The 25684-nt window shown below is 47.6% G+C and carries 22 protein-coding genes, 4 tRNA genes and 1 pseudogene; 4 read left to right on the top strand and 23 right to left on the bottom strand.

The genetic code is table 11. The annotated features are described in order from the left end of the window. The 13 genes and pseudogenes from Nant_RS21225 to Nant_RS04785 form a co-directional block, all read right to left on the bottom strand. Nucleotides 1-76: pseudogene (locus tag Nant_RS21225) on the bottom strand (GTP-binding protein); the annotation flags it as partial. A 92-nt stretch (nucleotides 77-168) separates the two neighbouring features. Further along, nucleotides 169-243 (bottom strand) — tRNA-Thr (locus Nant_RS04840). A 39-nt stretch (nucleotides 244-282) separates the two neighbouring features. Then, a tRNA-Gly gene (locus Nant_RS04835) sits at nucleotides 283-357 on the bottom strand. 16 nt (nucleotides 358-373) lie between these two features. Beyond that, a tRNA-Tyr gene (locus tag Nant_RS04830) sits at nucleotides 374-457 on the bottom strand. A 13-nt stretch (nucleotides 458-470) separates the two neighbouring features. Continuing rightward, nucleotides 471-546 (bottom strand) — tRNA-Thr (locus Nant_RS04825). A gap of 20 nt (nucleotides 547-566) precedes the next feature. Next, nucleotides 567-1262 carry a hypothetical protein gene (locus tag Nant_RS04820; protein ID WP_054340508.1) on the bottom strand — a complete coding sequence of 232 codons (696 nt, stop codon included), beginning with the start codon at nucleotides 1260-1262 and terminating at the stop codon, nucleotides 567-569. Beyond that, on the bottom strand, nucleotides 1262-1981 hold the full coding sequence (locus Nant_RS04815; protein WP_054340507.1) for a type III pantothenate kinase: 720 nt from the start codon (nucleotides 1979-1981) through the stop codon (nucleotides 1262-1264). The genes Nant_RS04820 and Nant_RS04815 overlap by 1 nt, the downstream gene beginning before the upstream one ends. Beyond that, a complete protein-coding gene (birA, locus tag Nant_RS04810) occupies nucleotides 1968-2951 on the bottom strand; it encodes a bifunctional biotin--[acetyl-CoA-carboxylase] ligase/biotin operon repressor BirA (protein WP_054340506.1) in 984 nt (327 codons plus the stop codon). Before birA ends, Nant_RS04815 begins: the two co-directional genes overlap by 14 nt. Further along, nucleotides 2952-3458 carry a dihydrofolate reductase gene (locus Nant_RS04805; protein WP_054340505.1) on the bottom strand — a complete coding sequence of 169 codons (507 nt, stop codon included), beginning with the start codon at nucleotides 3456-3458 and terminating at the stop codon, nucleotides 2952-2954. A gap of 68 nt (nucleotides 3459-3526) precedes the next feature. Continuing rightward, nucleotides 3527-4000 carry a PaaI family thioesterase gene (locus Nant_RS04800; RefSeq protein WP_054340504.1) on the bottom strand — a complete coding sequence of 158 codons (474 nt, stop codon included), beginning with the start codon at nucleotides 3998-4000 and terminating at the stop codon, nucleotides 3527-3529. 36 nt (nucleotides 4001-4036) lie between these two features. After that, nucleotides 4037-4888, bottom strand: a complete 852-nt coding sequence (locus Nant_RS04795; RefSeq protein WP_054340503.1) for a thymidylate synthase — start codon at nucleotides 4886-4888, stop codon at nucleotides 4037-4039. Nucleotides 4889-4896: 8 nt separating this feature from the next. After that, the gene (gene lgt / locus Nant_RS04790) at nucleotides 4897-5703 is read right to left on the bottom strand and encodes a prolipoprotein diacylglyceryl transferase (RefSeq protein WP_054340502.1); all 807 of its coding nucleotides are present in this window, start codon (nucleotides 5701-5703) and stop codon (nucleotides 4897-4899) included. An 8-nt stretch (nucleotides 5704-5711) separates the two neighbouring features. Beyond that, a complete protein-coding gene (locus Nant_RS04785) occupies nucleotides 5712-6512 on the bottom strand; it encodes a sulfite exporter TauE/SafE family protein (protein WP_054340501.1) in 801 nt (266 codons plus the stop codon). Between the two features lie 32 nt (nucleotides 6513-6544). Between Nant_RS04785 and Nant_RS04780 the strand changes: the two genes are divergently transcribed. After that, complete coding sequence (locus Nant_RS04780) at nucleotides 6545-7387, top strand: NRDE family protein (protein WP_143773550.1); 843 nt, start codon at nucleotides 6545-6547, stop codon at nucleotides 7385-7387. Nucleotides 7388-7416: 29 nt separating this feature from the next. Here the strand turns inward: Nant_RS04780 and ptsP are convergent, their stop codons facing one another. Next, nucleotides 7417-9708, bottom strand: coding sequence for a phosphoenolpyruvate--protein phosphotransferase (ptsP, locus tag Nant_RS04775; RefSeq protein ID WP_054340499.1), 2292 nt, complete (start codon nucleotides 9706-9708; stop codon nucleotides 7417-7419). Between the two features lie 25 nt (nucleotides 9709-9733). Further along, entirely contained in the window at nucleotides 9734-10231 is a 498-nt protein-coding gene (locus tag Nant_RS04770; RefSeq protein WP_054340498.1) for an RNA pyrophosphohydrolase, read from the bottom strand. Nucleotides 10232-10381: 150 nt separating this feature from the next. Between Nant_RS04770 and Nant_RS04765 the strand changes: the two genes are divergently transcribed. Further along, nucleotides 10382-11035 carry a histidinol-phosphatase gene (locus tag Nant_RS04765; protein ID WP_054340497.1) on the top strand — a complete coding sequence of 218 codons (654 nt, stop codon included), beginning with the start codon at nucleotides 10382-10384 and terminating at the stop codon, nucleotides 11033-11035. An 83-nt stretch (nucleotides 11036-11118) separates the two neighbouring features. Here Nant_RS04765 and Nant_RS04760 read toward each other — a convergent pair whose 3' ends face one another. From Nant_RS04760 to gcvT, 4 genes are all read right to left on the bottom strand, one after another. Then, entirely contained in the window at nucleotides 11119-12156 is a 1038-nt protein-coding gene (locus tag Nant_RS04760; RefSeq protein ID WP_054340496.1) for an NADP(H)-dependent aldo-keto reductase, read from the bottom strand. A 21-nt stretch (nucleotides 12157-12177) separates the two neighbouring features. Continuing rightward, a complete protein-coding gene (locus Nant_RS04755) occupies nucleotides 12178-13374 on the bottom strand; it encodes a class I SAM-dependent rRNA methyltransferase (protein ID WP_054340495.1) in 1197 nt (398 codons plus the stop codon). Between the two features lie 99 nt (nucleotides 13375-13473). Further along, a complete protein-coding gene (gene gcvH / locus Nant_RS04750) occupies nucleotides 13474-13866 on the bottom strand; it encodes a glycine cleavage system protein GcvH (RefSeq protein ID WP_054340494.1) in 393 nt (130 codons plus the stop codon). A gap of 23 nt (nucleotides 13867-13889) precedes the next feature. Next, entirely contained in the window at nucleotides 13890-14993 is a 1104-nt protein-coding gene (gene gcvT, locus Nant_RS04745; protein WP_054340493.1) for a glycine cleavage system aminomethyltransferase GcvT, read from the bottom strand. 565 nt (nucleotides 14994-15558) lie between these two features. On the opposite strand from gcvT, the gene Nant_RS04740 reads away from it, so the two are divergent. Both Nant_RS04740 and Nant_RS04735 read left to right on the top strand, forming a co-directional pair. Continuing rightward, complete coding sequence (locus Nant_RS04740; protein ID WP_076496047.1) at nucleotides 15559-18546, top strand: chemotaxis protein CheB; 2988 nt, start codon at nucleotides 15559-15561, stop codon at nucleotides 18544-18546. Continuing rightward, the gene (locus tag Nant_RS04735) at nucleotides 18543-20765 is read left to right on the top strand and encodes a sensor domain-containing protein (protein WP_054340492.1); all 2223 of its coding nucleotides are present in this window, start codon (nucleotides 18543-18545) and stop codon (nucleotides 20763-20765) included. Before Nant_RS04740 ends, Nant_RS04735 begins: the two co-directional genes overlap by 4 nt. 293 nt (nucleotides 20766-21058) lie before the next feature. On the opposite strand, the gene Nant_RS04730 is transcribed toward Nant_RS04735, so the two are convergent. From Nant_RS04730 to Nant_RS04715, 4 genes are read right to left on the bottom strand one after another with little or no spacing between them, the layout of a single operon-like run. Continuing rightward, on the bottom strand, nucleotides 21059-22360 hold the full coding sequence (locus tag Nant_RS04730) for a UbiH/UbiF/VisC/COQ6 family ubiquinone biosynthesis hydroxylase (RefSeq protein WP_054340491.1): 1302 nt from the start codon (nucleotides 22358-22360) through the stop codon (nucleotides 21059-21061). A 9-nt stretch (nucleotides 22361-22369) separates the two neighbouring features. Continuing rightward, a complete protein-coding gene (gene ubiH / locus Nant_RS04725) occupies nucleotides 22370-23620 on the bottom strand; it encodes a 2-octaprenyl-6-methoxyphenyl hydroxylase (protein WP_054340490.1) in 1251 nt (416 codons plus the stop codon). Continuing rightward, a complete protein-coding gene (gene pepP / locus Nant_RS04720; protein WP_238377068.1) occupies nucleotides 23617-24966 on the bottom strand; it encodes a Xaa-Pro aminopeptidase in 1350 nt (449 codons plus the stop codon). Before pepP ends, ubiH begins: the two co-directional genes overlap by 4 nt. Beyond that, a complete protein-coding gene (locus Nant_RS04715) occupies nucleotides 24966-25556 on the bottom strand; it encodes a UPF0149 family protein (protein WP_143773551.1) in 591 nt (196 codons plus the stop codon). Before Nant_RS04715 ends, pepP begins: the two co-directional genes overlap by 1 nt. Between the last annotated feature and the right edge of the window lie 128 nt (nucleotides 25557-25684).

The following is a 25684-nucleotide window of genomic DNA, read 5'->3' as shown; positions in this document are numbered from 1 at the left end:
TTTTGCCATGGTCAACGTGGCCAATTGTGCCTACGTTGACGTGCGGCAGGTTACGCTCAAATGCTTTTTTAGCCATCGTTATTATCTCCAAACCGGTCAATTAAGAACCGCAAGATCACAAATGCAACAAAGGGCAGACATATCTCTATATCTACCCTCTCGAATATATGGAGCTCATGGGCGGATTTGAACCGCCGACCTCACCCTTACCAAGGGTGTGCTCTACCCCTGAGCTACATGAGCAAGTCTTATCAACATATTTGCCTTCAGGCTTGCCAGCTCTGGAGCGGGTAGTGGGAATCGAACCCACCTCTTCAGCTTGGAAGGCTGAGGTAATAGCCACTATACCATACCCGCGACTAAGCTTTTAAAATGGTGGTGGGGGGTGGATTCGAACCACCGAAGCTTGCGCGTCAGATTTACAGTCTGATCCCTTTAGCCACTCGGGAACCCCACCTTACCATCTTCGTTGGTGCCGGCACCAAGAGTCGAACTCGGGACCTACTGATTACAAGTCAGTTGCTCTACCAGCTGAGCTATACCGGCTTAACGAAGTGGCGCACATATTACTGATCAGGTTTTACTGTTGCAACCCCTTTGCACTCTTTTTTCTCTATTTTTATCGTTTTATATGTATTTTTTATCACGTCATTGATTTTATTGATCAATTTACGATCAATATTTCCTTTTAATTGTATTAAATAAGACTCCACTCGACCTATGGTTTGCTTTATTTCCAATGCTGTTGAAACCATCAACAGATCATCTATACGTTTCTGAGCGGCTGCGAGATTTGAATAAATACCGACAGTCAGATACTTTTCTGCGAAATTATTACTCGGCGCTAATAAAATATTATTCTTACGAAAGAGCTCAACCAAGCCTTTTTCTGAAGCACTGGATAGCGGAACGGGCAACACCAACTCGTAGCGAATATCCTCGGAATACCCCACCAGAATTATCGGATCCAACCCCTGACCCAGCATAAAATCGACAATTTTATCTGCCTCATTTTGATCTTTAATCCCTTCATACTGTATACATTTGGCATCTATGGAGGAATAAAGCGACGACAGCTGTGACGCTTTTTGATCCGATATTTTAATCAGACTTTGCGGCGATACTTCACTCACCAATCTAAGTTCAAACGCCTGCTCAATTTCCATATCAACGCTTTGAGACGATTCATTATTAAGCATAGTAAAACCAAAGAAAGTAACAACATTCGCTAATAGCAGAAAAATAACTACCCATTTCCGCATTATCGACAAACCCAAACAAGACCTTCCATCACCAAATCAGGTTCAAACAGACCTGATGCCATCATGCTATGCATAAGCTCCCCATCACCTCCTGTTATAAACAGCTCGGTTTCAGCATCCGCTTCGTCTTTTAACGAATGCGCTAAAGACTGAAATAAATAAGAACACCCATGCATAACAGCCTCTGTCGTATTAACTCCAGGACGCATTGCCATACCTGTGTGATCCTGATCAAATCGCACCTGTGCGGTATTGCGCAATAATGACTCTCTCATGAGCCTCAATCCAGGAATGATATAACCTCCCTGATGCACCCCCTTTGCAGACACATAATCCACGGTGATAGCACTACCACAATCCACGACAATAACCGACCTATTCACTTTCTTATACGCTGCTATCATCGCCAACCACCGATCAACACCCATTTTAGAGGCGTCCAGATAGCTATTTTTCACACCCGCGCAATTATTACTTGTCTTTGCAAATATTGGATCAATACCCCACAAGCTAATACAGGCAGCCTGCACCTGATGATTATTCTCCACGCCTGCTACCGATCCAACTAATATCTGCTGCACCGCATAAGTAGCCAGAGATGCCATCGATTGCGCTTTGAAATCTTTTGTTAATATAGAATTACTTTCAACCAGGCGCTGCGCATCCATTAATCGCCATTTCAGAAAAGTATTACCTGCATCAATTTCAAGACGCATCATGCTGCCTCAAACTAATTTCTCCTGCATAGAAATGCTCAACGATTCCACTATGGCTTAGTACCAGCGCGCCATGCTCATCAACCCCATGACACTCTCCAATTATTTCCTTAACGCCCGATATCAAACGTACCGTCTGGTTTTGGTACGCATGTATCTCCTGCCATTCATCCCGAAATACCGCAAAACCATGCTCGCTAAAGCGATCCAATTCCGGGATCAGATGATTGAGTATTTCAGACATCAGCTGATTTCGAGAAATAGCACCCGCAGAAAGTCTTTTTAAATCCGTCCATGGCTGACCAATCGCTTCTTCCGCATGCTCTGGCATGGCAACATTCACACCGACACCAATCACCACCTGACACTCACCTGATGCATCGCCATGCATTTCTAATAAGATGCCCGCTAGCTTTCTGGAATGTACCAGCAGATCATTGGGCCACTTAACTTGTACCTGCGATATCCCCAGCGTATTGAGTGTTTTCACTAACGCCAAACCCACCACCAAACTCAACCCCTCGAGCGCAGCGGCGCCTTGAGTAAATCGCCACACCAGTGAAAAGTATAAATTTTTTGCGAACGGGCTCACCCAGGTACGACCACGTCGACCTTTACCTGCCGTCTGATATTCAGCTAGATATAAGCGACCGGAGATAACGCCTTGCTGATGTATCTCCCGCATCGCCATCATATTAGTTGAGTCAACGATCCTTTCCAGGGAGATAGTACTCAAACGACTACTGGCAAGCGCAGAACATCCCGTCGCGATCTGCTTTTCACATAACAGATCTAATCCTCCGGGAATACGATAACCGCGGCCGCGAATGCTATAAATATCCACACCCAGTAATTCCAACTCTTTCATCTGCTTCCAGATAGCACTACGACTTACCCCTAAAAGCCGGCCTAACTCCTGCCCTGAATGAAAATAACCATCCGATAGTGCAGCCAATAACCTGTCATCTATCATCTAGCTCGCCCGCTGATAAACAACGAAGCTATAATCATACGGATTCGGGCCTTCCGCTTTAAAATCCTCTCTTCCCAGCTCTTGCCATTCGTCTACAGCAAATGAGGGGAAATAAGCATCACCGTCGACCACAGCATGTACTTCAGTTACGTACAAACGCTCAACCAATGGCAATGCTTCTGCATAAATCTGCTCACCACCAATTACCATTGCCTCTTCTGCACCATCAATAAACGCCTGACTGGCGGCCAACTCAATCGCTTCCGCTAAGGAATGTACAACCTTAGCCCCTTCGAGCGTATACGTCGTATCACGCGTGATTACGATATTCAGCCGCCCGGGCAATGGCCGACCAATAGAATCATACGTTTTACGACCCATGATCAAAGGCTTACCCATGGTGGCTAGCTTAAAATATTTCAGATCTCCCGGCAGATACCAGGGAAGCTTGTTCTGCCTGCCTATCACTCGATTTTGGGCTTGAGCGACAATCATGGACAATCTCATAGAAATACACCTTTAGTAAGCTTCTGCCGCTATTCGAACACACAGCAAACAATAAAATAAAAAACCGTCTATCCCATAGTTGCTGGCATTTTAACTGCAACAACAGAGCCTTTAACACAGGTAATATCGTTGGCTAATAACGTAATTTCAACGATCACTTTACGCTCTTTTATCTCGGTAATTCTCCCATGGAGCGTTAATTCCACACCCAGCGGCGTCGGCGCCAAAAAGCTCACATTCAACGCACCAGTGACAAACCTAAGGGCGGGATCAGAACCAATAACGCGCCCCTCAGCCCGATAAGCCGCTGCTGAAGCACTGCCTGTACCATGACAATCAATTAAAGAAGCAATCAAACCTCCATAGACAAAACCGGGGACTGCTGTATGACAAGCCTTAGGCGTGAAATGTGCAATCGTTTCGCCACTCTCCTCATCCAGCCAATAACTTTTCAGCTGATGCCCCTTTGCGTTATTAACGCCACACCCATAACAATGACTTAATTCTTCAGGATAACAGTCTTGAAATGCTTGCTGGCTCATAAAGTAAACTCCAATCGTTAACGTTATTCCCTTAATCTATACCGAGAATGGATATTGAATAGGATCATGAAACTGATAACCACTGACTTCAAAGTCAGCCATCGTCACCCAGGTTTCTAAATCTTCAAGCGACTTAATATCAGGATTGATATGCAATTGCGGCAACTCGTAGGGCTCTCTTTGTAACTGAACATCACGCATCAATTCGATTTGATCTTCATAAATATGGGCATTCACAATTTTATGAAATGCCTGCCCCGGCTTATGTCCGGTAATCTGCGCAATGATTTTCAAAAAGGCAAACACCTGCACCTGGTTAAACACCAGTCCAAGTGGTACATCACATGAACGCTGGTAAGAGGTCAGATAGAGCCTATCCCCTAACAATGAAAAATTATGCGTGTGCATACAGGGCCGCAGGCACCCCATGTGAAATTCACCCGGGTTATAAAAACTCAAAATTTCACCGCGATCATCTACGCCACGCGACAAGTCATCCACCAGCTTACGCAACTGATCAACGCTACCGCCATCCGGTTTTCTCCAGCCCCGCCCCTGAACTCCGTATACCCGTCCCATATCGTCCACACCTTTACGATGAGGATTATTCAGCCACGCGCCGTTTTCATTCGCATTCGCGTCCCAGGTTTTTGTCCCTATAGCGCGAAAGTCTGCCGCATTATCATATCCACGCAAATAGCCAAGCAGTTCAGCAATCGCTGACTTCCAGAAGGATTTACGTGTCGTCAGCAACGGCAGCTGATTGTTCTGAACATCGTAAACCATATCAGCATTAATAACGGTCAGGCAGCGCTTTCCTGTGCGCTCATTCTCAACCCAATGACCTTGCTGAATCAGACGATGACAAAGATCTAAATATTGCTTCATTTGCTTTCCTAACGCGGGTGAGTCGCAACCACCGATGATTTTTGTTTATACGCCCACAGCAATAACAATGTGCCGACAATAATCATCGGCAATGACAACAACTGGCCTTCGGTTAGCCAGCCAAAAGCGATATAACCGATATGTGCATCAGGTTCACGGAAAAACTCTATGCTGGACCGGAACACGCCATACAAAATTAAAAATAACGCAGAGACGGCCATACGGGGACGCGGCTTTGACGAGAACCACCACAGCACAATAAACATAACTACACCTTCGAGCAGCGCCTCATAGAGCTGCGAGGGATGCCGTGCAATACCGTCGCCGGTTCGCGGAAACACCACCGCCCAGGGCACATCGGCGGCACGACCCCACAATTCTCCGCCAATAAAATTCCCTACGCGTCCGGCACCCAGACCAAGCGGCACTAGCGGTGCGACAAAATCACCCATCTCCATAAAGCTTTTACCGTGCTTTTTGCCAAATAACCAGAGCATCACCATCACACCCAGCAGGCCGCCGTGAAAGGACATCCCGCCTTCCCACACCGCAAATAACCACAGGGGATCCGAGAGAAACTGATCAAAATTATAGAACAGCACGTAACCCATGCGGCCACCTAACACCACACCCATCGCCCCCCAAAAAATGAGGTCTGATACCTGTTCCTCTGTCCAACCGGAGCCTGCCTGCTTAGCTCGATAGCTACCCAACCAGAAAGCACCACCGAAGCCAATCAGATACATCAAACCGTACCAGTGAACCTGAATAAAACCTAAATCCAGCGCTACCGGATCAATGTTATGAACCCACATAATTTCCCTTAAAATAAATTAGACAATAAAAACCGGGCAGCCACCAGCGCAAGAAAACCAGCGAATATTTTTTTCAACACATCAGGTGGCAGGCTATGTGCCCACTTAACACCAATTTTTGCACACAAAGAGCTACTGGCCACAATCCCGATAAAAGCCGGAAGATATATATAACCCAGGCTCCAATCTGCCAAGCCCTCTTCACCCCAACCGGTATAGATATTAGTTAATGCACCCATACAGGCAATCGGCAACCCACAGGCAGCTGAAGTCGCAACGGCTTCCTGCATGGAGACCTGCCTCCAGCTCAGATAAGGAACCGTCAGGGTTCCACCTCCGATACCAAAGAGCGCTGAAGCCCAACCAATAATACCACCCGCACCTACCAGCCCTTTATCAGAAGGCGCCTCTTGTCCCGCTTTTGGCTTAAGACCAAACGCCATCTGAATAGAAACAACCATTGCGAATACACCAATCGCAATCTGCAAATGTGTACCTTTCATCAACCCTGCGGTAAATACTCCAATAAATGCACCCACAAGAATACCCACAGCCAAGGGCTTAAACAGCTCCCAGCGTACGGCTCTGCGTTTATGGTGCGCCCGAATAGAGCTAATGGACGTCACCACAATAGTCGCCAGTGATGTGGCGACCGCTGCATGGGTCAGAACTTCCGGAGACATACCCTGCAGCCCAAAACTAAATATCAGGACGGGGACAATCAATAAACCGCCACCAATACCAAACAAGCCCGCTACAATTCCTGCAGCAGCACCGAGCACCAAATAGAGCAAAAGAGCCAGCAACATGCGTTCAAATCCATCTTTTTTCTCATGATAATGTGCTAGTTTATCGAATTAACCCTTACGAAGCACTGCAAAGCGAAGTACTGCAAACAAAGGATAAAGAAATACTCATGTGCCTGATTACCTTCGCCTACCAACAACATCCTGAATACCCGCTCATCATGGTTGCCAATCGGGACGAGTTCTATGCTCGCCCAACTATGAAAATGCACTATTGGCAAGATCACCCGAATATTCTTGCCGGACGTGATCTTGAGCAGAGAGGCACGTGGCTGGGTATGAGTAAAACAGGCAAGTTAACGGCAGTAACAAATTTCAGGGAAGGGAATAACAAAGCAGGAGAACTAAAATCAAGAGGTCATCTGACTCGCGACTTCCTGACCCAAGACAACAGTGCGAAGGCTTATCAGCAACAACTACAGACTACGGGTGATCAGTACGGGGGATTTAATCTACTACTGGGCGACTCCAGAGGCCTTTATTACTGCTCCAACAAAGGCGCTGCATCACGCCAGTTAGCTCCTGGTATTTACGGTCTTAGCAATGCATTTTTAGATACACCCTGGCCCAAAGTAATGGAGGCAAAACAACAACTTCAACAAATACTTCACGGAGATATAACGATAAAAAAACTAGCCCGAACGCTAAGCTCAAACCACACTGCCGAGGATAACTCACTGCCTGATACGGGTGTCAGTTACGCATTTGAAAAACTGCTGTCGTCATGTTTTATCAACTCTGGCGTCTATGGCACACGTGCCACTAGCGTACTGTTACAAAACAAACAGGGGGTCACTCAACTGGCTGAATTTCAATTTGATCAAACAGGTAAAATTGGCGAGCAGTTTTTCACACTAGACATACCGCTCATAGGATAAACCGCCTGGACTGCCAATCTGAGTAGACACTATTGCGGCAGCACTTCTTCTGGCAGCACAGGACTACTTAGCTGACTTATCCCCAACGCCTGCAAGGCTTGAGTCATCACTACCTGAACCTTAACCGCATCATCCATGCCCATGACCATGTCGAGAAGCTCAGCGGCCTGCTTCATTGATACACTGCGTATTGTCGACTTTATTTTCGGAAGATTCGTCGCATTCATCGATAACGCGTCGTAGCCCATCGCCATCAACAATAAAGCGCCACCGGGTTCAGACGCCATCTCGCCACAAATAGACACTTGAATACCCACTCTACGAGCTTCTTTAGCAATGTAAGCAAGCACCATCAGCACAGCCGGATGATAAGCTACATACAGATCTGCTACGCGTGGATTATTGCGATCAACCGCGAGCAAATACTGCGTCAAATCATTAGAGCCGACTGAAATAAAATCAACCCGTTTGGCAAAACGCCGCAACTGATAAACCGCTGCCGGAACTTCTATCATAACTCCAACAGAGGGACGTTCTATGATATATCCCTCTTCCTGCAACTCAGCGATGGCACGATCCAGTAGATTATTAGCTTCATCAACCTCATGCACACTAGAGACCATTGGCAACATAATACGCAGATTGCCTAATCCTTCATTGGCCCGAAGCATCGCCCTGATCTGCACCAGAAAAATTTCAGGATGATCCAGTGTTACCCGAATTCCACGCCAGCCAAGAAAGGGGTTGTCTTCTTTAATCGGAAAATAAGGAAGCGCTTTATCTCCACCGATATCCAATGTTCGCATCGTCACGGGCAATGGTGCAAAAGCCTCCAACTGTCGACGGTAAATTTGCATCTGCTCATATTCACTGGGGAAAAAATCTCTTACCATAAATGGAATTTCGGTTCGATACAGACCAATGCCTTCAGCACCTCGTTCCAATGAACGCGACACATCAGCGATCAACCCGGTGTTAACCCATAGCGGTATATGCTTACCATCCGTCGTTACTGCCGGCAGATCACGCAACGTTGCCAGCTCGGCAGCCACCTCGTCCTGCTCGCGTAATATCTCACGATACACCCGCAGCAAATCCTCTGAGGGGTCTATGTACAAGCGCCCGGCATAACCATCTAATATAACTTCACGGCCATCCAGCTGGCGATACGGAAGATCCACCATCCCCATCACGGTGGGAATACCCATCGAACGCGCCAGAATGGCCGCATGCGAATTCCCTGAGCCATGAACAGACACCAGTCCTGCAAGCTTCTCAGCAGAGACCTCACCCAATATTGCCGGAGAAAGCTCATCTGCCACAAGAATTCCATTCTCAGGAAGCTCAATATCCTGCGAACTACTCTCTTCCTGCAGATAACCCAGTACACGCCGCCCCAGATCACGCACATCCGTTGCACGCTCTCTTAAATAAGGGTCATCCATCAGTGAAAACTGGCGGGCATTTGTTGTTATTACCCGACTCAAGGCTCCTTGCGCCCAGTTCCCCTGCTTAATCTGCTCGACCACTTCTCCTGCCAAAGCATTATCATCAAGCATTTTGAGATAGACATCGAATAACGCCTGTTCATCATAACGCAAACGCTTGGCAAGCTTCGCACTCACCTTGCGGATATCTGCCCTGACACGCTCCAGCGCGGTCTCAAAACGTGAAATCTCCAGTGCTAGATCAGTTATTTCTTTTTCCGGAACCGAATCAATATCAGCCTGCGGAGCAATCACTACTACCCGGCCAATCGCGACACCCGGCGCACCTGGAACACCCTCAAAACGATGATTAACACTCTTCTGGCTTTTCCATGAGATTTTCTGGATAGCCCCTGTCGCTTCAGCATGCGCAATAACGCCTGCCAACTGTGCAGAAATCGTAATCAGAAACGCTTCTTCACTTTCATCAAAACGACGACACTCCTGTTGCTGCACCACCAACACACCCAACACTTTCTTTTGATGAATGATCGGCACGCCCAAAAAAGCATGAAAGCGCTCTTCACCGGTATCCTGAAGATAACAAAAGGCCGGATGTGCTTCTGCATCCTCCAAATTAATCGGCTCCGCACGCTGCGCAACCAATCCCACAATACCTTCTGAAGAGGAAAGCGAGACACGCCCCACAGCTTCGCGATTCAACCCCTGCGATGCACGTAAAACATAGCGCTGAGAAACGCTCTCAAACAAGAACACCGAACAAACTTCGGTACACATGCCCCGCTGAATTCTGCGCACGATCAAATCTAGCACAGCATCCACATCCGGTGCTGTACTGACCTCTTGTACAATCTTGCGCAATAATTCCAGCATCTCTACGATCCTTTTGTCGTTAGCGTTAGCGTTGGCGCTGAATAACAATAACACGCGATAGCTTTGGCGATAATTCCTTCATCGCTTTGCGATAAACTTCACGCTTAAACGAAATAACCTGTCCCAAGGGATACCAATAACTCACCCACTGCCAACCGTCAAACTCTGGCGAGTCAGTCTTATCTATGGCTACGGCATCATCCTGGCTCAGCATTCTGAGCAAAAACCACTTCTGCTTCTGACCCACACAAATGGGGTGCGAGTGTCTGCGGATCATGCGCCTGGGTAATCGATAGCGGAGCCAACCACGCGTAACAGCCACCACTTCAACATCATTCGCGCCGAGGCCGATCTCCTCTCTTAATTCACGGTACATCGCCTGTTCGGGCGTTTCATCAGGGTTTATTCCCCCTTGTGGAAACTGCCAGGCATCTTGTCCGATACGACGCGCCCAAAGCACCTGACCCAGTGGGTTTGCCAGAATGATACCTACATTCGGTCTAAACCCGTCTGAATCAATCACGTTGAAAATCCTATAACTACAATGGCCCTATTGTTCCATACTTCCTCCAATCCGCAAACAGCTTGTCTATGGGATCAGAAAAAAGACAAAATTTGAAAACAAGGAGAGTTCACTCTATGCTTGGCTGCGTAACTATTGGGAGTATAATTCGTGAGTCTGGCAATTTTTGATCTTGATAACACCTTATTGAATGGCGACAGTGATCATGCCTGGGGCGAGTTCCTATGCGAACATGGCATTGTTGATGCGACTGAGTACAGCCAGGCTAACGATTATTTTTACCAACAATATCAACAGGGCACTCTGGATATCTATGAATTTCTGGAGTTTGCACTGCGTCCGCTCGCTAATCTGCCAGCACAACAACTAGTCGAACTGCATGCGACCTTTATGCAGGAAAAGATCGAACCTATGATCTTAAGCAAATCACTGGCACTCCTGCAGAAGCACCGTGATCAAGGAGATTTTCTGCTGATCATCACGGCGACTAATAGCTTTGTCACACACCCTATTGCCGAACGCTTAGGTGTGGATGCTATTCTTGCTACGGATCCAGAAATTATCGACGGTAACTATACCGGCAAAGTAGCCGGCACTCCCTGCTTTCAATCAGGCAAAGTAACTCGATTACATCACTGGCTAAAAGAAACCCAACATACGCTGCTTGGCAGCTCTTTTTACAGTGATTCGCGCAATGACCTGCCTTTACTTGAATTAGTAGACAACCCCATTGCTGTCGATGCGGATGAAACACTCACACTCACCGCACAAAAAAACGGCTGGCCTATCATCAGCCTGCGATAATTCCGGTTAGCATTCCAATCTAGCGCTCTAACATGGGTGGTTTTATCCACCCTGTAGATTACCTGCATACACAAGGTAGATTATTAAGGACTAGGGTTTGGCGCACTCTCATGTATAGCCTCAATACTTTGCACAACATCATCACTGAGCACTAGCGAATCAGCATCTATATTGATTTTCAACTGCGCCAGCGTGGTAGCGCCGATAATCGTCGCACCGACAAATCCCCGGCTATTCACATAAGCCAGCGCCATCTGCGCCGGATCTAACCCATGCTCACGCGCCAGCGTGACGTAGGCCTGCGTTGCTACAATCCCGTTAGGCTTTATATAACGCGCATAACTCGGAAACAAGGTTAAACGCGCCCCTTCCGGGCGCTGGTCGTTCAGGTATTTCCCAGACAACACACCAAAACCTAAGGGCGAATACGCCAGCAGATCAACCTGCTCACGCTGCAAGACTTCTGTCAGACCTATTTCATCCTTGCGATTCAGTAAAGAGTATGGATTTTGCACTGAGATAACACGGGGTAAGTCATACATCTCGGCATATTTCAAAAAGGTCATCACACCCCAGGGAGACTCATTAGAAAGCCCGATATAACGAATTTTCCCTTCGTCAACCAGCTCTTTCAGCACCTTGAGGGTTTCAATAATAGGCGTACCGTCTTTGGATGCATCATGCTTATAATCTAACTGACCAAAAAAATTGGTTCCCCTATCAGGCCAATGCAGCTGGTAAAGATCAATATACTCTGTCTGTAAGCGCTGCAAACTACCTTCGATTGCCGCCCGGATATTGCGACGATCAAAACAGATATCAGGGCGTAAGTAGCTCACCATGTCTGCAGGTCCTGCCGCTTTTGTGGCAATCACTAACTGATCCCGGTTATTTCGCTGCCGCATCCAGTTACCCATATACTGCTCGGTGCGTCCTTGCAATTCAGCCGCCGTTGGTACTGGGTACATCTCAGCAAGGTCGAAAAAATTCACACCCTGAGAAATGGCATAATCCAGCTGCTGATGCGCGTCAGCTTCACTGTTTTGATTCCCAAAGGTCATGGTTCCCAGACAGATCCGACTAACCTTCAGATCACTATTTCCCAGTGTGCGATAATGCATAGAGGTATCCTTAAAGATTAATTAGCTACTTGGTAATACTCTGACACAAAAAGATTTCAGGTAGTCGGTTTCTGGAATCGCAGGATGTACAGGATGATCAGCTCCCTGATGCCCTTGATGAAAAATCTGTGCGGTACGATCCAATTCGCGCGCATTCGAACGAATGATATCCACCAAACTGGCACGTTCCAGATGACTGGAACAGGAGGCACTCACCAAAACACCATTTCGCTCCAACAAGCGCATAGCCAGATTATTAATCCGTGAATAAGCGCGCTCACCGTTTTTAATATCTTTACGGCGCTGAATAAATGCAGGAGGATCGACGATAACCACATCGAATTTTTCCTGATCATTAATCAACTCTTTACAAGCATCAAAAGCATCACCCTGAATAGCGGCAAAACGATCTTCTGCATTGTTAAGGCGTGCATTTTCCAACGCCACATCTAATGCAGTTTCAGAGGCATCGACACATATCACTTCCGTTGCGCCCGCCGCTAATGCCTGCACACCCCATCCACCCACATAACTGAAAAGATCCAGCACGCGTTTGCCTTTAACATGTTTCTGCATCGCTGCCCGACTATCGCGGTGATCATAAAACCAACCCGTTTTTTGGCCCGTTAAAACGGGCGCCAGCAAGGGCACACCATTTTCTTCAAACGGACATAACTCAGGCACTTCACCCTGCGCGACTTCGATATAACTTTCCAGCCCTTCGGTACTGCGCATTTTTCCGTCACAACGCAACACGATAGCGGTTGGCGTAAAAATTTTATTCAGTGCAGAAATAATTTCTTCGACAACCGCTTCCATACCAGCGGTGGAGATCTGTACCACAAAAATATCAAAATACCGATCAATCACCAATCCCGGCAAACCATCACTATCGCCGAAGACCAAACGATAGCAGGGCTTATCAAAGCAAGCCTCACGTAAAGACAACGCAATATTGATACGATGTACCAGCAGTGAGCGATCCAGTCTCAATTTGGTGTCACGGCAGAGCAGTCGGCCACAGATTAAGGTATTGGGGTTGACGTAAGCAACGCCCAAAGACTTACCATTACTCGCTTCAACCAGAACCTGCTCTCCCAATTGAAAATTCTTAATCGGCGTGCGCTTATTATCGACTTCGTTGCTATAAATCCATACATGGCCGGCGCGTAAACGGCGCTCTGCACCTTGGTTGAGAATAAGCGTATTTAATAACATGGGACTCTCTGTAGGCAGTAAAAATAACTGTCCCGGCCAGATGCCGGGACAGTGAATTATCAATCTGTATAGCTTACCCGTTGAAGGGAATTGAGTCGATCAGGATTCGCCCTCACACAACTCACCGTAAGCGTCTGCATCCAGTAAATCATCAAGCTCAGCGACATCAGAGAGCTTAATACGGAAAAACCAGCCATCCCCATAAGGATCACTGTTCACCAGCTCAGGCGACTCTTCCAGCTGCTCATTAACCTCAACAACTTCACCAGAAAGAGGCACGTAGACATCGGAAGCGGCTTTTACAGACTCCACAACACCTGCGTCATCTCCTGCGGCTACATCAGTGCCTACGTCAGGCAGCTCAACAAAGACCACATCACCCAGCAGATCTTGCGCATGATCGGTGATGCCTATTGTTACCGTGCCATCGCCTTCATCGCGAATCCACTCATGACTGGCAACATATTTCAGCTCGTTACGAATATCACTCATCTTCCGATTCCTAATCCAGGGTGTTAAGAAAATACTTTTTTACCATGACGTACAAACGGGGGACGCACCACACTAACGGGTACAAGCTTCCCACGAATATCGACCATCGCATGATCACCTGTTCCGACAGGAACACGCGCGAGTGCAATCGACAGATTCAGTGTAGGCGAAAATGTACCGCTGGTAATCTCACCTTCGCCAACACCTTCTACGATGACTTTCTGATGACCCCGTAGAACACCGCGTGATTGCATCACCAAACCTACCATTTTTTGTGCAACGCCGGCAGCTTTCTCAGCCTCAAGCGCCGCACGTCCACAGAAATGACGGCTTTCCGGCTCCCAGGCAATAGTCCAACCCATACCCGACACTAACGGTGATACCGTCTCATCCATATCAGCGCCATAAAGATTCATACCCGCTTCTAATCGCAAGGTATCACGCGCACCTAAGCCGCAAGGTGAAACACCGGCGTCAGCCAAGGCGGCCCAAAACTCCGATATTTCATCTTCAGGCACAATAATTTCTAAGCCGTCTTCGCCGCTGTAGCCTGTTCTGGCGATAAACCACCCTTCAGACTCCTGCCCCTGAAAAATACTCAGGCCATCAATCAAACGGCCACGTGACTCATTCAATACTGACTTCACCTTTTCTATCGCTTCAGGCCCCTGTATGGCGACCATTGATAGCTCTGGCTGCTCGGTTAATGCGACATCCAAACGCGCTGTCTGTTCGGCCATCCAACGCAGGTCTTTTTCACGCGTTGCGCAATTAACCACCACACGAAACCATTCGCCTGACACGCCAGGATCGGTCATACGATAAACAATCAGATCATCTATCACTTTACCGTCTTCATTAAGCATACCACTGTAAAGTGCTTTACCTTTAACCTTGAGACGAGCGACGTCATTCGCCAATAAGTAACGAAGATACTCAGCAGCATCGGCACCGGTCACATCAACAATTGTCATATGGGAGACATCGAACATCCCTGAAGTTTGACGTACTTTATTATGCTCTTCAATCTGTGAGCCGTAATTAAGAGGCATATCCCAACCACCAAAATCGACGACTTTCGCGCCCATGGCCAGATGCTGATCATACAAAGCGGTTTTATTGGTCATCGTTATAAAACTCTTATAGTTATCGCATCGCTAACTAACACACATAACACTAAACAATAGCCGGATGCGGAAAAAAGGGAGGTCAATTTATAGGGATTTTTACGACAGATCAATCTTTAGTCGCCTCCAAACGACCTACCTAAGACTTATGCATGAATACATCACGCTCATGACACAAATACCTTAACTGTGCGCAGATCATTAAAGCAGCGCCGAAGTTCCCTTGGATTGACATAGAAAAGTCCGAAAAAATCGACTCATTCACACTACGTGAGAATCAGAGGAAGAGTAAAAACTCTCATATAGCATGAAATATATGGAAGTCATGCCACCATTAACGGCTGTTTGCCGCATCAGGTGCTGTCACAGGGTTATCGATCATCTTCAAACTGGACGCTGTCTTTCTGCTCTTTTACAAGAAGTAGCCTATAATTATAAATAGAGCCAGCCTCAAATACTTTTACTTCCTAAACCGCCTGTTTTCACCGGGCTGACCTTTTTCAATCACTAAACAATTTAGCAAATGAAGTATTATTAACTGTTTATACAGACTACAGAGGTTTTGATGGCGTCCAACAAACAAAACAATCAGAACCACGCATCTACTACAACCGAGTCTGTCATAGCTGAAGATCAACAAGTGACTGCCGCTCACTTCCCCATTGTAGGTATCGGAGCCTCCGCGGGTGGCTTAGAAGCATTTGAGGGGTTCTTCAAAGCGTGTCCGGCAGATACCGGCATGGCCTTCGTGTTGGTGTCGCACCTTTCTCCCGATCATCACAGCCTGCTCACCGAGATACTGCAACGCATCACCCGCATGCCGGTGGCACAAGCGGCTGATCAGGAGCGAGTCGCCCCCAATCACGTCTACATTATCCCGCCCGGCCAGGAAATGGCCATCCTTAATGGCGCGCTGCAACTCTCGCAAACTAACACGGCGCGTGGCCTGCATTTGCCGATTGACGGATTTTTTCGCTCGCTGGCAGACGATCAAGCCGAGCGAGCCATCGGCATCATCCTCTCAGGTACAGCATCAGATGGCACGCTGGGGCTACGCGCCATACTCTGTGCCGGCGGTGTGTGCATGGTACAAACACCAGCCACCGCTAAGTTTGACGGTATGCCGCAAAGCGCTATCAATTCAGGATATGTCACACATATCCTGAATGTGGAAGCCATGCCAGCGATGTTGCAGGAACTCTCGCGTCAGTCAGGCTACCGCATACTAGTGCCTCCACTCGTACCGACCAATACATTGAGTAGCCTGAACCAAATATTCCTGCAAATTCGCAGCAGCACCGGTCATGATTTCTCTCTCTATAAAAAGAGCACTATCGGTCGCCGTATTGCGCGCAGAATGGCACTGAACAACATCGATGACATCGCAGTGTATGCACGTTTCCTCAAACAGAATTCAAATGAAGTACGTGGCTTATTTCGTGACATGCTGATTAACGTCACGAGCTTTTTTCGCGATGCAGAAGCTTTCGTTACGCTTAAGCAACAAATTCTGCCCGCATTGCTGGCAGACAAGCCGGATGACTATGTATTTCGCATTTGGGTGGCGGGTTGCTCTAGTGGCGAAGAAGCCTATTCCATCGCCATCGTGTTCCGCGAGTTGATGGATGAAATGCATAAAGATTTTAAAATACTAATCTACGCCACTGATCTGGACGATGATGTGATTAACCGCGCGCGCGACGGCAACTATCCCGTTGGTATTGCGCAGGATGTTGAACCTGAACGCCTGCTCCGCTTTTTCACCCTTCACGACCATGGCTACAAGATTAACAAAGAGATCCGCCAGATGGTGGTGTTTGCCGTGCAGAGTGTTATCAAAGACCCACCGTTCACCAGACTCGATCTGCTCAGTTGCCGCAATTTGATGATTTATCTGGAACAGGAACAACAAAATCGACTGATCCCTATTTTTCATTTTGCTCTAAAATCGGGCGGAGTGCTGTTTCTATCCAATTCAGAAAGCATCATCAACCATCTGTATCTGTTCAAACAACTCAATCGCAAATGGAAGTTTTACCAAGCGCAGAAAGCCGAGACAACGCTCAGTCTGACCCAATTCGAGAGCATCACCATGCCCAACAAAGACACACCCGTGCAGCAGAAAATCACCATCAGCAATGTATCCTCCATTAGCGTCGCTGCTTTAACTAATCGCACCCTACTCCAATCTTACGCACCCGCCTCGGTCACCACAGATACTAAGGGCAACATCCTTTACATACATGGCGACACCAGCCCTTACCTGAGCACTCCCTCTGGCCCGGTCACCACCAATGTGGTTGATATGGCGCGTTCAGGATTGCAACTGGCACTGCGCACCGCACTGCAATCCGCGATGCAAGGCGACCCTACCTTGAGCCGTGAAGTGACCATTAACACAAAAGAGGGCGTGCTTAGGGTTAACTTTAATGTGCGTCGACTAACGCTGCCCATAACTGAAGCCAACGGCGATGACTCATTACTACTGATCAGCTTTCAAGACGTGGTTGGCCAGTCTGTGGCCAAACGTCAGCGTCGTAAACCTGTTACAAGCTCAGAAGAGCATCGCCGCAACGAACAGCTGGAGCGTGATTTGGTATACGCTCATGAAAATCAGCAAGCCACTATCGAAGAGATGCAGGCGACCAACGAAGAGCTTAAATCGTCGAACGAGGAATTACAGTCCACCATCGAAGAATTACAGTCTTCCAATGAAGAATTAGAGACATCCAAAGAAGAACTGCAATCGCTGAATGAAGAAGCGATCACGGCCAACAATGAGCTAAACACCAAGGTCGAGCAATTAAGCATTTCGCAAAACGACCTGAAGAATCTAATGGATAACGTGAACACGGGCATCGTGTTTCTGGACTACGCCCTGAATATTCGCAGTTATACGTTCGAGGCGGTTAAAGCCTACCGCCTCATCACCACGGATATAGGACGGCCGTTGGACGACATCACCTCCAATCTGCAAGGCGGAAATCTGTTAGCCGAACTACACACTGTGCTGAAAACGCTGATCCCGCAAGAAATCGAAGTTCAAACCCATGATGGTATTTATTATCTGGCACGTATCCAACCCTATCGCACCAGTGATAACGTGATCGAAGGCGTGGTGATATCCTTAACTAACATCGACGCGTTGCGTCAAACAACCATCAAACTGACTGAGCTTGAGTTAGTGCAACAGTTGACTGAGGGCATCGTCAATACCGTTGTTGAGCCACTTATTGTGTTGAATAGTGATTTGCAGGTTGTCAGGGCCAGCAGGGCTTTCTTGCAACACTTCATGGTGACGGCCGAGCAGACCATAGGGTATAAAATCTACGAACTGGGTAACGGCCAATGGAACATCCCCTGCTTACGTGAACTGCTTGAAGAGATCCTCCCTCAGCACCAGACGATAGAAGGCTTTGAGGTGGAACATGATTTTCCTGAGCTGGGCAAGCGCCGCATGGTGCTCAACGCACGTCGTATCAAAAGCTCGCTAGGCGATACCGAGCTAATTCTGCTGGCGATGGTGGAGATAGAAATTAAGGGCGATCTATGAGCAAAAAACTGCACGATAAGATGCTTACTGATCACTCTCTGAGGCCAGCGGCCGAGGCACAGCTGGTTAATAGTCTGCCGCCCGAACCCATGGCACGGTCTAGTGAAGAACTACTGCATGAGTTGCACGTGCATCAGATCGAGCTGGAGATGCAAAATGAAGCCTTGCGGCAAACACAACAGGCCTTGGAAGAATCGCGCGACCGCTATATTGATCTGTATGAATTTGCCCCCGTTGGTTATCTCACGCTGAGTGATAAAGGGTTAATCACCGAGATCAACCTTACCGGCGTCACTCTTCTGGGACAAGAGCGCAACAAGCTAATCAATACAAGCTTGCGCACGCTGGTGATTACCGAAGATCAGAGTAGATGGGTTCAGCATTTAATGGTCGCGAGGAAGCAGACGGAAAAGCTCAGTATCGAGCTATCCTTACAGCATGGCAATGGTACGGTATTTCAGGCGCTGCTTGATTGTGTGAGTAATACGTCAGGCCTACGCATCACGTTGAACGACATTACTCAGCGCAAGCAGGCTGAGAACGAATTGCGCCTCGCAGCCACGGCTTTCGAATCACAAGAAGGCATGATAATCACTGATGCCAATAAGGTTATCCTGCGGGTCAATAATGCATTCACAATCATTACTGGCTATAACGCAGAAGAAGCATGCGGTAACAATGCAAATATGCTGTCTTCGGGACGACATGACAAGATTTTTTATGACGAAATGTGGCAAAAAATAGATAGCGTCGGCTACTGGGAAGGTGAAGTTTGGAATAAGCGTAAAAACGGTGAAATCTACCCCGAGAAACTCACCATTACCGCTGCAAAAGATTCAAATGGCATTGTTACTAATTATGTCGGGACGCTTTCCGATATTACTTTGAGAAAAAATGCTGAACATGAAATTGAAGATTTGGCTTACTACGATCCGCTTACGCACTTACCCAACCGCCGACTGATGATTGACCGCATTCATCATGCCATGGCAACGAGTACGCGAACCGGTAATGAATGCGCCTTGCTCTATCTCGATATTGATCACTTTAAGACCCTTAATGACACACTGGGTCATGATATGGGTGACCTATTGCTACAGCAAATTGCTGAGCGTCTGACGGGCTGTATACGTGAAGAAGACACTGTTTCTCGTTTTGGTGGTGATGAGTTTGTTGTATTGTTAGAAGGGTTATGTGCCGAGTCGATTGAAGCTGCCACGCAAACAGAAGAAATTGCCAACAAGATTTTGTCTTCCATCAGCATCCCTTACAAGCTTGCTGGTCACCCTTACACCAGTAGCACCAGTATGGGCATTATACTATTCAGGGCTCATCAATCTGATGGGGAGGATCTGTTAAAACAAGCAGACATCGCCATGTATCAGGCAAAAGATGACGGACGCAATACACTCCGTTTCTTCGATCCTCAAATGCAGTCAACTATCACAGCACGTGCCGAACTTGAAAAAGAACTAAACCAGGCGATAAAACATCAACAATTCCAATTGTATTATCAAGTACAAATGGATAGTTCAGATTATCCATTAGGCGCTGAAGCACTAATTCGTTGGATTCACCCAGAACGTGGCTTAATCCCGCCTTTAAATTTTATTCCACTTGCCGAGAAAAATGGAACTATTTTGGCAATAGGTCAATGGGTACTCAATAGCGCCTGTGCCCAACTTAAAGTCTGGCAGCAAAATGCACTCACTCGATATTTAACCTTATCGGTCAACGTCAGTGCTAAGCAATTTCATCAGACTGATTTCGTCTCGCAAGTCATAATGATCATTCAACAGCATAATATTAATCCTGCTCGTCTTAAGTTAGAACTGACGGAGAGTTTATTGCTAGGCGATATTGAAGACACGGTTGCCAAAATGAATACATTGGCAGAGATTGGCATTCAATTCTCATTGGATGACTTTGGTACAGGTTATTCGTCTTTGCAATATCTAAAGCGGTTACCGCTCTATCAACTTAAGATCGACAAATCATTTGTTGATACACTTGTTACTGATAATAATGACCAGGCTATTGTTCGTACTATCATTGCGATGGCGCATAGTTTGGGATTAAGTGTTATTGCTGAAGGTGTAGAGACGAAAGAACAGCAGCAACGATTATTGACTAAGGGTTGTACACACTATCAAGGGTATCTATTTGGCAAACCTGTGCCGATTGAGGAATTTGAGGCATCACTTAAAAAAGCTAATTAACAATCAAGTATTCGTTTGCGAGCAAAGGGTATTCGTCATATCGAAAGAAAAGCGGAAATCATTGAAATGATGATGGCACGATAGTCGTATATGACGAACACATAACCTGAACAACCTAAGTATAGATATTCAAGCTTGAAAGACTATATTTGGCACCTGCCCAAACGCTGGACCGGCCTCGTCTAAGCCCGTTAAGTCGAAAACGACCCAAAGCAGTCAAACGCAGGCCGAAACATATCTATTATTTAAAAAACAATCCCTTACACCACCGAACTAACCCCTGACAAAAAGACCTATTGATCAACAGATCTTTTTGCCAGTAAAGGCACGTCACCGCTTAACCCCATCGCCTGCATAACCACATGCTGTTTAACAGGCGAGAGCTTATCCAGTGCATTCATCCCAATATTACGCAATAATTTCAGCCAGGGTTGCTGGTGTCCGAACAGCTGCTTAAAGGCTTCCATACCCGCTGCCATCTGTAGATTAGCGCCCTGGCGCTGGCGCTGAAAACGCTTGAGAACCGCTTCACTGCCTATCGATTCGCCACGCTTAAGAGCGGATAGCACCTGCTCAGCCAGCGCGGCTGCATCCATTAAGCCAAGATTAACCCCCTGTCCTGCCAAGGGATGTATGGTATGCGCGGCATCGCCGATGACCGCTAACCCAGTCTGTACATAATACTGCGCATGGCGCTGCCGTAAGGGAAATACATGACGTTGATCCGTCCATTGCACTTCACCCAAACGACATTCAAACTCCCGACTCAAGGCGGCACAAAACGCGATCTCATCCAGCTCCATCAGGCGTATAGCGTGATCCGGCGAGGTAGACCAGACAATCGAGCATAAATAAGGATCGCTCAGGGGTAAAAATGCTAACGGGCCGTCTTCGGTAAACCGCTGCCATGCGGTGTCTTGGTGGGGTTTTTCAGTGCGTACGGTAGTGACGATCGCATGGTGACCGTAATCCCATTCCCACATAGGTATTGAGGCTAACTGACGAATTTTCGACATCGCACCATCCGCTGCCACGACCAACGACGCTCGCCAACAAGAACCATCCGCACAGGTCAGGGTACGAAAAACCCTACCGCTATCGCGGCCAGACTCTACTTTTAGCTCTACTTCTGACTCTGATTCGGGCTCAGAGAGTTGAGAGACAGAAGTACCCGTGACCACCGTCAGATTGTCTACCTGACTAGCTACTTGATAAAGCGCTGCAACGGTCACTCGATTTTCTACAATGTGCCCCAACGCCAGTTCATGCAGATCTCTGGAAGAAAAATGGATATGACCACTACCCTCGCCGTCCCATACATCCATATCGGTATAAGGATTAACCCGGCACTGTTGCATCAAAGGCCAGGCACCCAAATGCGACAATAATTGCTGCGAGGCACAGGTAAGCGCACTCACACGTGGATCATAGCCGCGCTGCTGTTGGGCGATAACGTCGGCCGACATTCCGCCGGGAGCTACATCATGGCTTTCTAATAAAACGATCTTCAGCCCGGAGTTGGCCAGCGCCAATGCGGCGGTCAAACCGACCATTCCGCCGCCTACAATGATAATATCTGCTGACTGTGTGCTCATCTGTTCACCTTATTTGAGACGCGGAGCTGGCACATCAAGCCCCATCGCGGCACGCGCAAAAACTGTTTTAACGGGAGGACATATATCCATTAACTGCAAGCCGAGATCTCTCCCCAGTGCCAGCAGAGGATTACGATTAGAGAACAATTTCATAGTCTGGTCGCTTAAACCAATGGTGCGCCGCTGATCAGCAACCCGGGACTGATGGTAAGCCTGCAGCATTTCCAAATCACCCACAGAAATAGCCGCTCGTCGTGCATCAATAATATGCTGCGCTAAATCAACAACACCGCGCAATGCCAGATTGTAGCCCTGACCGGCAATAGGGTGTAATGCATGTGCCGCATTCCCCAACACCGCCAGCCCCGGCCGGACCTGTTCGTCTGCCAGCACTAGCTTTAAGGGATAACTAAAACGTTCACCGGCATGAATGAACCGACCCGAACGATATCCGAAACGTTCCTGCACCTGCGCCATAAAAGCAGCATCATCTAAACACATCACGCTATCCAGCTCAGCATCAGGTACCGTCCATACCAGACCACAACGTGCCATATCATCCTGATCCTGCAACGGCAGCAGCGCCAGAGGCCCGCTATCGGTAAAACGCTCATAGGCAATATTTTTATGAGGACGGTCGGGGCTAATGTTTGCTACAACCGCATGTTGCTCATAGGTCACTTGCTGATAGCTTATGCCCATTTTTTCGCGCAGGGCTGATCGCCCGCCATCGGCCATAACCACTAAATCTGCAGACACCTGGAATGACTCACCCTCCCTCTGTATCTCCAGTTGCATACCTTGTGGCACAGGCGTGACATTCATCACCTCCGCAGGGCAGCAATATGTAAGCTGGTCTGCATCCGCATGGGTTTGCATATGATTCAGCAACACACGTCCCAGCCAATGATTTTCTACCACGTAGCCTAGCGCTGGTACATGTTCATCTTCGGCGTGTAATCGCGTTGCGCCGAAGTGACCTTTATCTGACACATGAATATGCTGAATCGGCGTCGCATGTTCAGCAATAGCAGACCACACACCCATCTGCTCGTAGAGTTTACGCGTACCATAAGACAGCGCCGTCGCACGCGCATCATAACTGGGCTGGTAACAGGTCAAATCATCTGACGGCATAGCCATCGACTCGATCACTGCTATCTGCAAATTCAGTTCTTTTGCAATCGGGAGTAGCGCTGCAGCCAAGCTGGCGCCGACCATTCCACCCCCAATGATGACAATATCGTAATGTGCTTTCATCTGTTTCTCGCGGTTGCCATCAACGCTTCAATCGCATCCACTGTTTTGGGGACGGACGCGCTCAGAACCTCACAACCATCGTGTGTAATCAGCACATCATCTTCTATACGGATGCCGATACCGCGCCAGCAGGGCTCTACATTTTCATTATCCGGCGCAATATAAATACCAGGTTCAACCGTCATCACCATGCCGGGTTCCAATAATCGCCATTCACCCTCAACTTTATAATCACCGACATCATGTACATCCATCCCCAGCCAGTGCCCCAGGCGATGCATATAAAATGCTTTGTAAGCACCGCAAGCAATCAAATCCTGCGGTCGGCCTGTCAGGATACCCAATTCAACCAGACCTTCGGTAATCACCCGAACCGAGATGTCCTGTGTGTGCTCCCAGGGAATACCGGGCTTAATTTCTGCTAAGCAGGCCAGCTGCGCCTTCAATACCAACTCATACAACGCACGCTGAGCATCCGAGAAACGTCCATTAACGGGAAACGTGCGGGTAATATCTCCTGCGTAGTAGTCGCACTCGCACCCTGCATCAATCAGTACCAGGTCGCCATCTTTAAGCTCAGAATTATTCGACACATAATGCAATACACAGCCATTGTTACCGCCGCCAACAATGCTGGAGTAGGCAGGCAAACGGCAACCTTGCTGCATGAAATGATAAATAATTTCTGCTTCTAACTGATATTCCATCAATCCGGGACGACAAGCCTGCATGGCACGAATATGTGCCTGAGCCGATATCTCACCCGCTGCACGCATCACTTGTGCTTCCTGCGTTGACTTAATCAGGCGCATTTCATGTAACAGGGAACTGAGCTCAATTAATTTGGTAGGCGCACGCATACCCTGACGCCGCTTCTTACGCATCGTCTGCAAACACTGCTCAATTCTGGATTCGATCTTATGGCGTGTGCCCATACAGAAATAGACAGATTCAATACCATCCAACAATACGGGTAGCTGCTCATCCAACGTATTAATGGAGAATGCCTTATCGACCATATAATCAGTCTGAGCACCCTCAGGGCCGGCACGATAACCATTCCAGATCTCCATTTCTGGGTCTCTTGGCTGGCAAAACAGGTGATAAGTGACAAGTGATTCTCGTTTGAGTAGAACCATTAACGCATCCGGCTCATCAAAACCGCTGAGATAATAAAAATCACTATCCTGACGAAACGGCGAGTCGACATCACTGTTTCGATATTGCAGTGTTGCCGAGGGAACAATAGCCACGCTATTAGTTGGTAATTGTGCGACAAGACTGGCGCGCCGTTCGGCAAATTCACGCTGACTAATACAGAGCTGCTTCATCTTATTCTTATCCATTAGTGCACTTGCGGGGCATTATCAGCGCTGAAAGATTCATTCGACACATTACATTCAGCGAATAACATTAATACGGCCATGCGGACATACTCTTCCAACTCCATCAAATCCGCTTCGCTGTCTTCACCTTCATCGACTTCGTTCGCAATTTGTGAAATTTGCGACAAATCACGTAATACATCTTTAGCTTCGTCCGACAACGATTTGTCGGTTTGCTTACCCTGATAGCCAAACCCGGTCATAAATCCCTGACACCAGCGCCCTAAAGATTCAACCCGTTGCTCTAGCGTAGCGTCATCATCAGGCAACAGCATCGAGAATTCCAACCCAAAGCTTTCCAGCTGTTTCAGTGCTTGCTGATATAACCCAATCAATCCAACTTTACTGGTTTCCTGCACTAATCCATCAATCTCTAATAATTCAGATACCGTTTTCAACCACATATCCGGTACCATTCGCGCACCTGATGCCAGCTGACCCGCCAGCAATCCATGTAATTCCGCAGGCGACACGATGAACACATTTTCTGACACAAGCAAATTAGCAATCACTTCAAAACCGATCAGATCTTCATTTACTTCCAGCATCATTTACTCTTCTCTTCTCTATTTTATATGAACATTTGTCTAAATATTTTTGATTATCCTAGCATTGTAATCTATACAGAGCTATGCAGACCTGATTGACCCTCTAAGGCAGCCTGTTTATAGTCCACTTT

Origin of the sequence: Neptunomonas antarctica (assembly GCF_001305295.1) — a bacterium.
Classification (GTDB): Bacteria; Pseudomonadota; Gammaproteobacteria; order Pseudomonadales; family Balneatricaceae; genus Neptunomonas; species Neptunomonas antarctica.
Note: the sequence above shows the minus strand (reverse complement) of the source record. Positions and strands in the feature narration are given on the sequence as shown.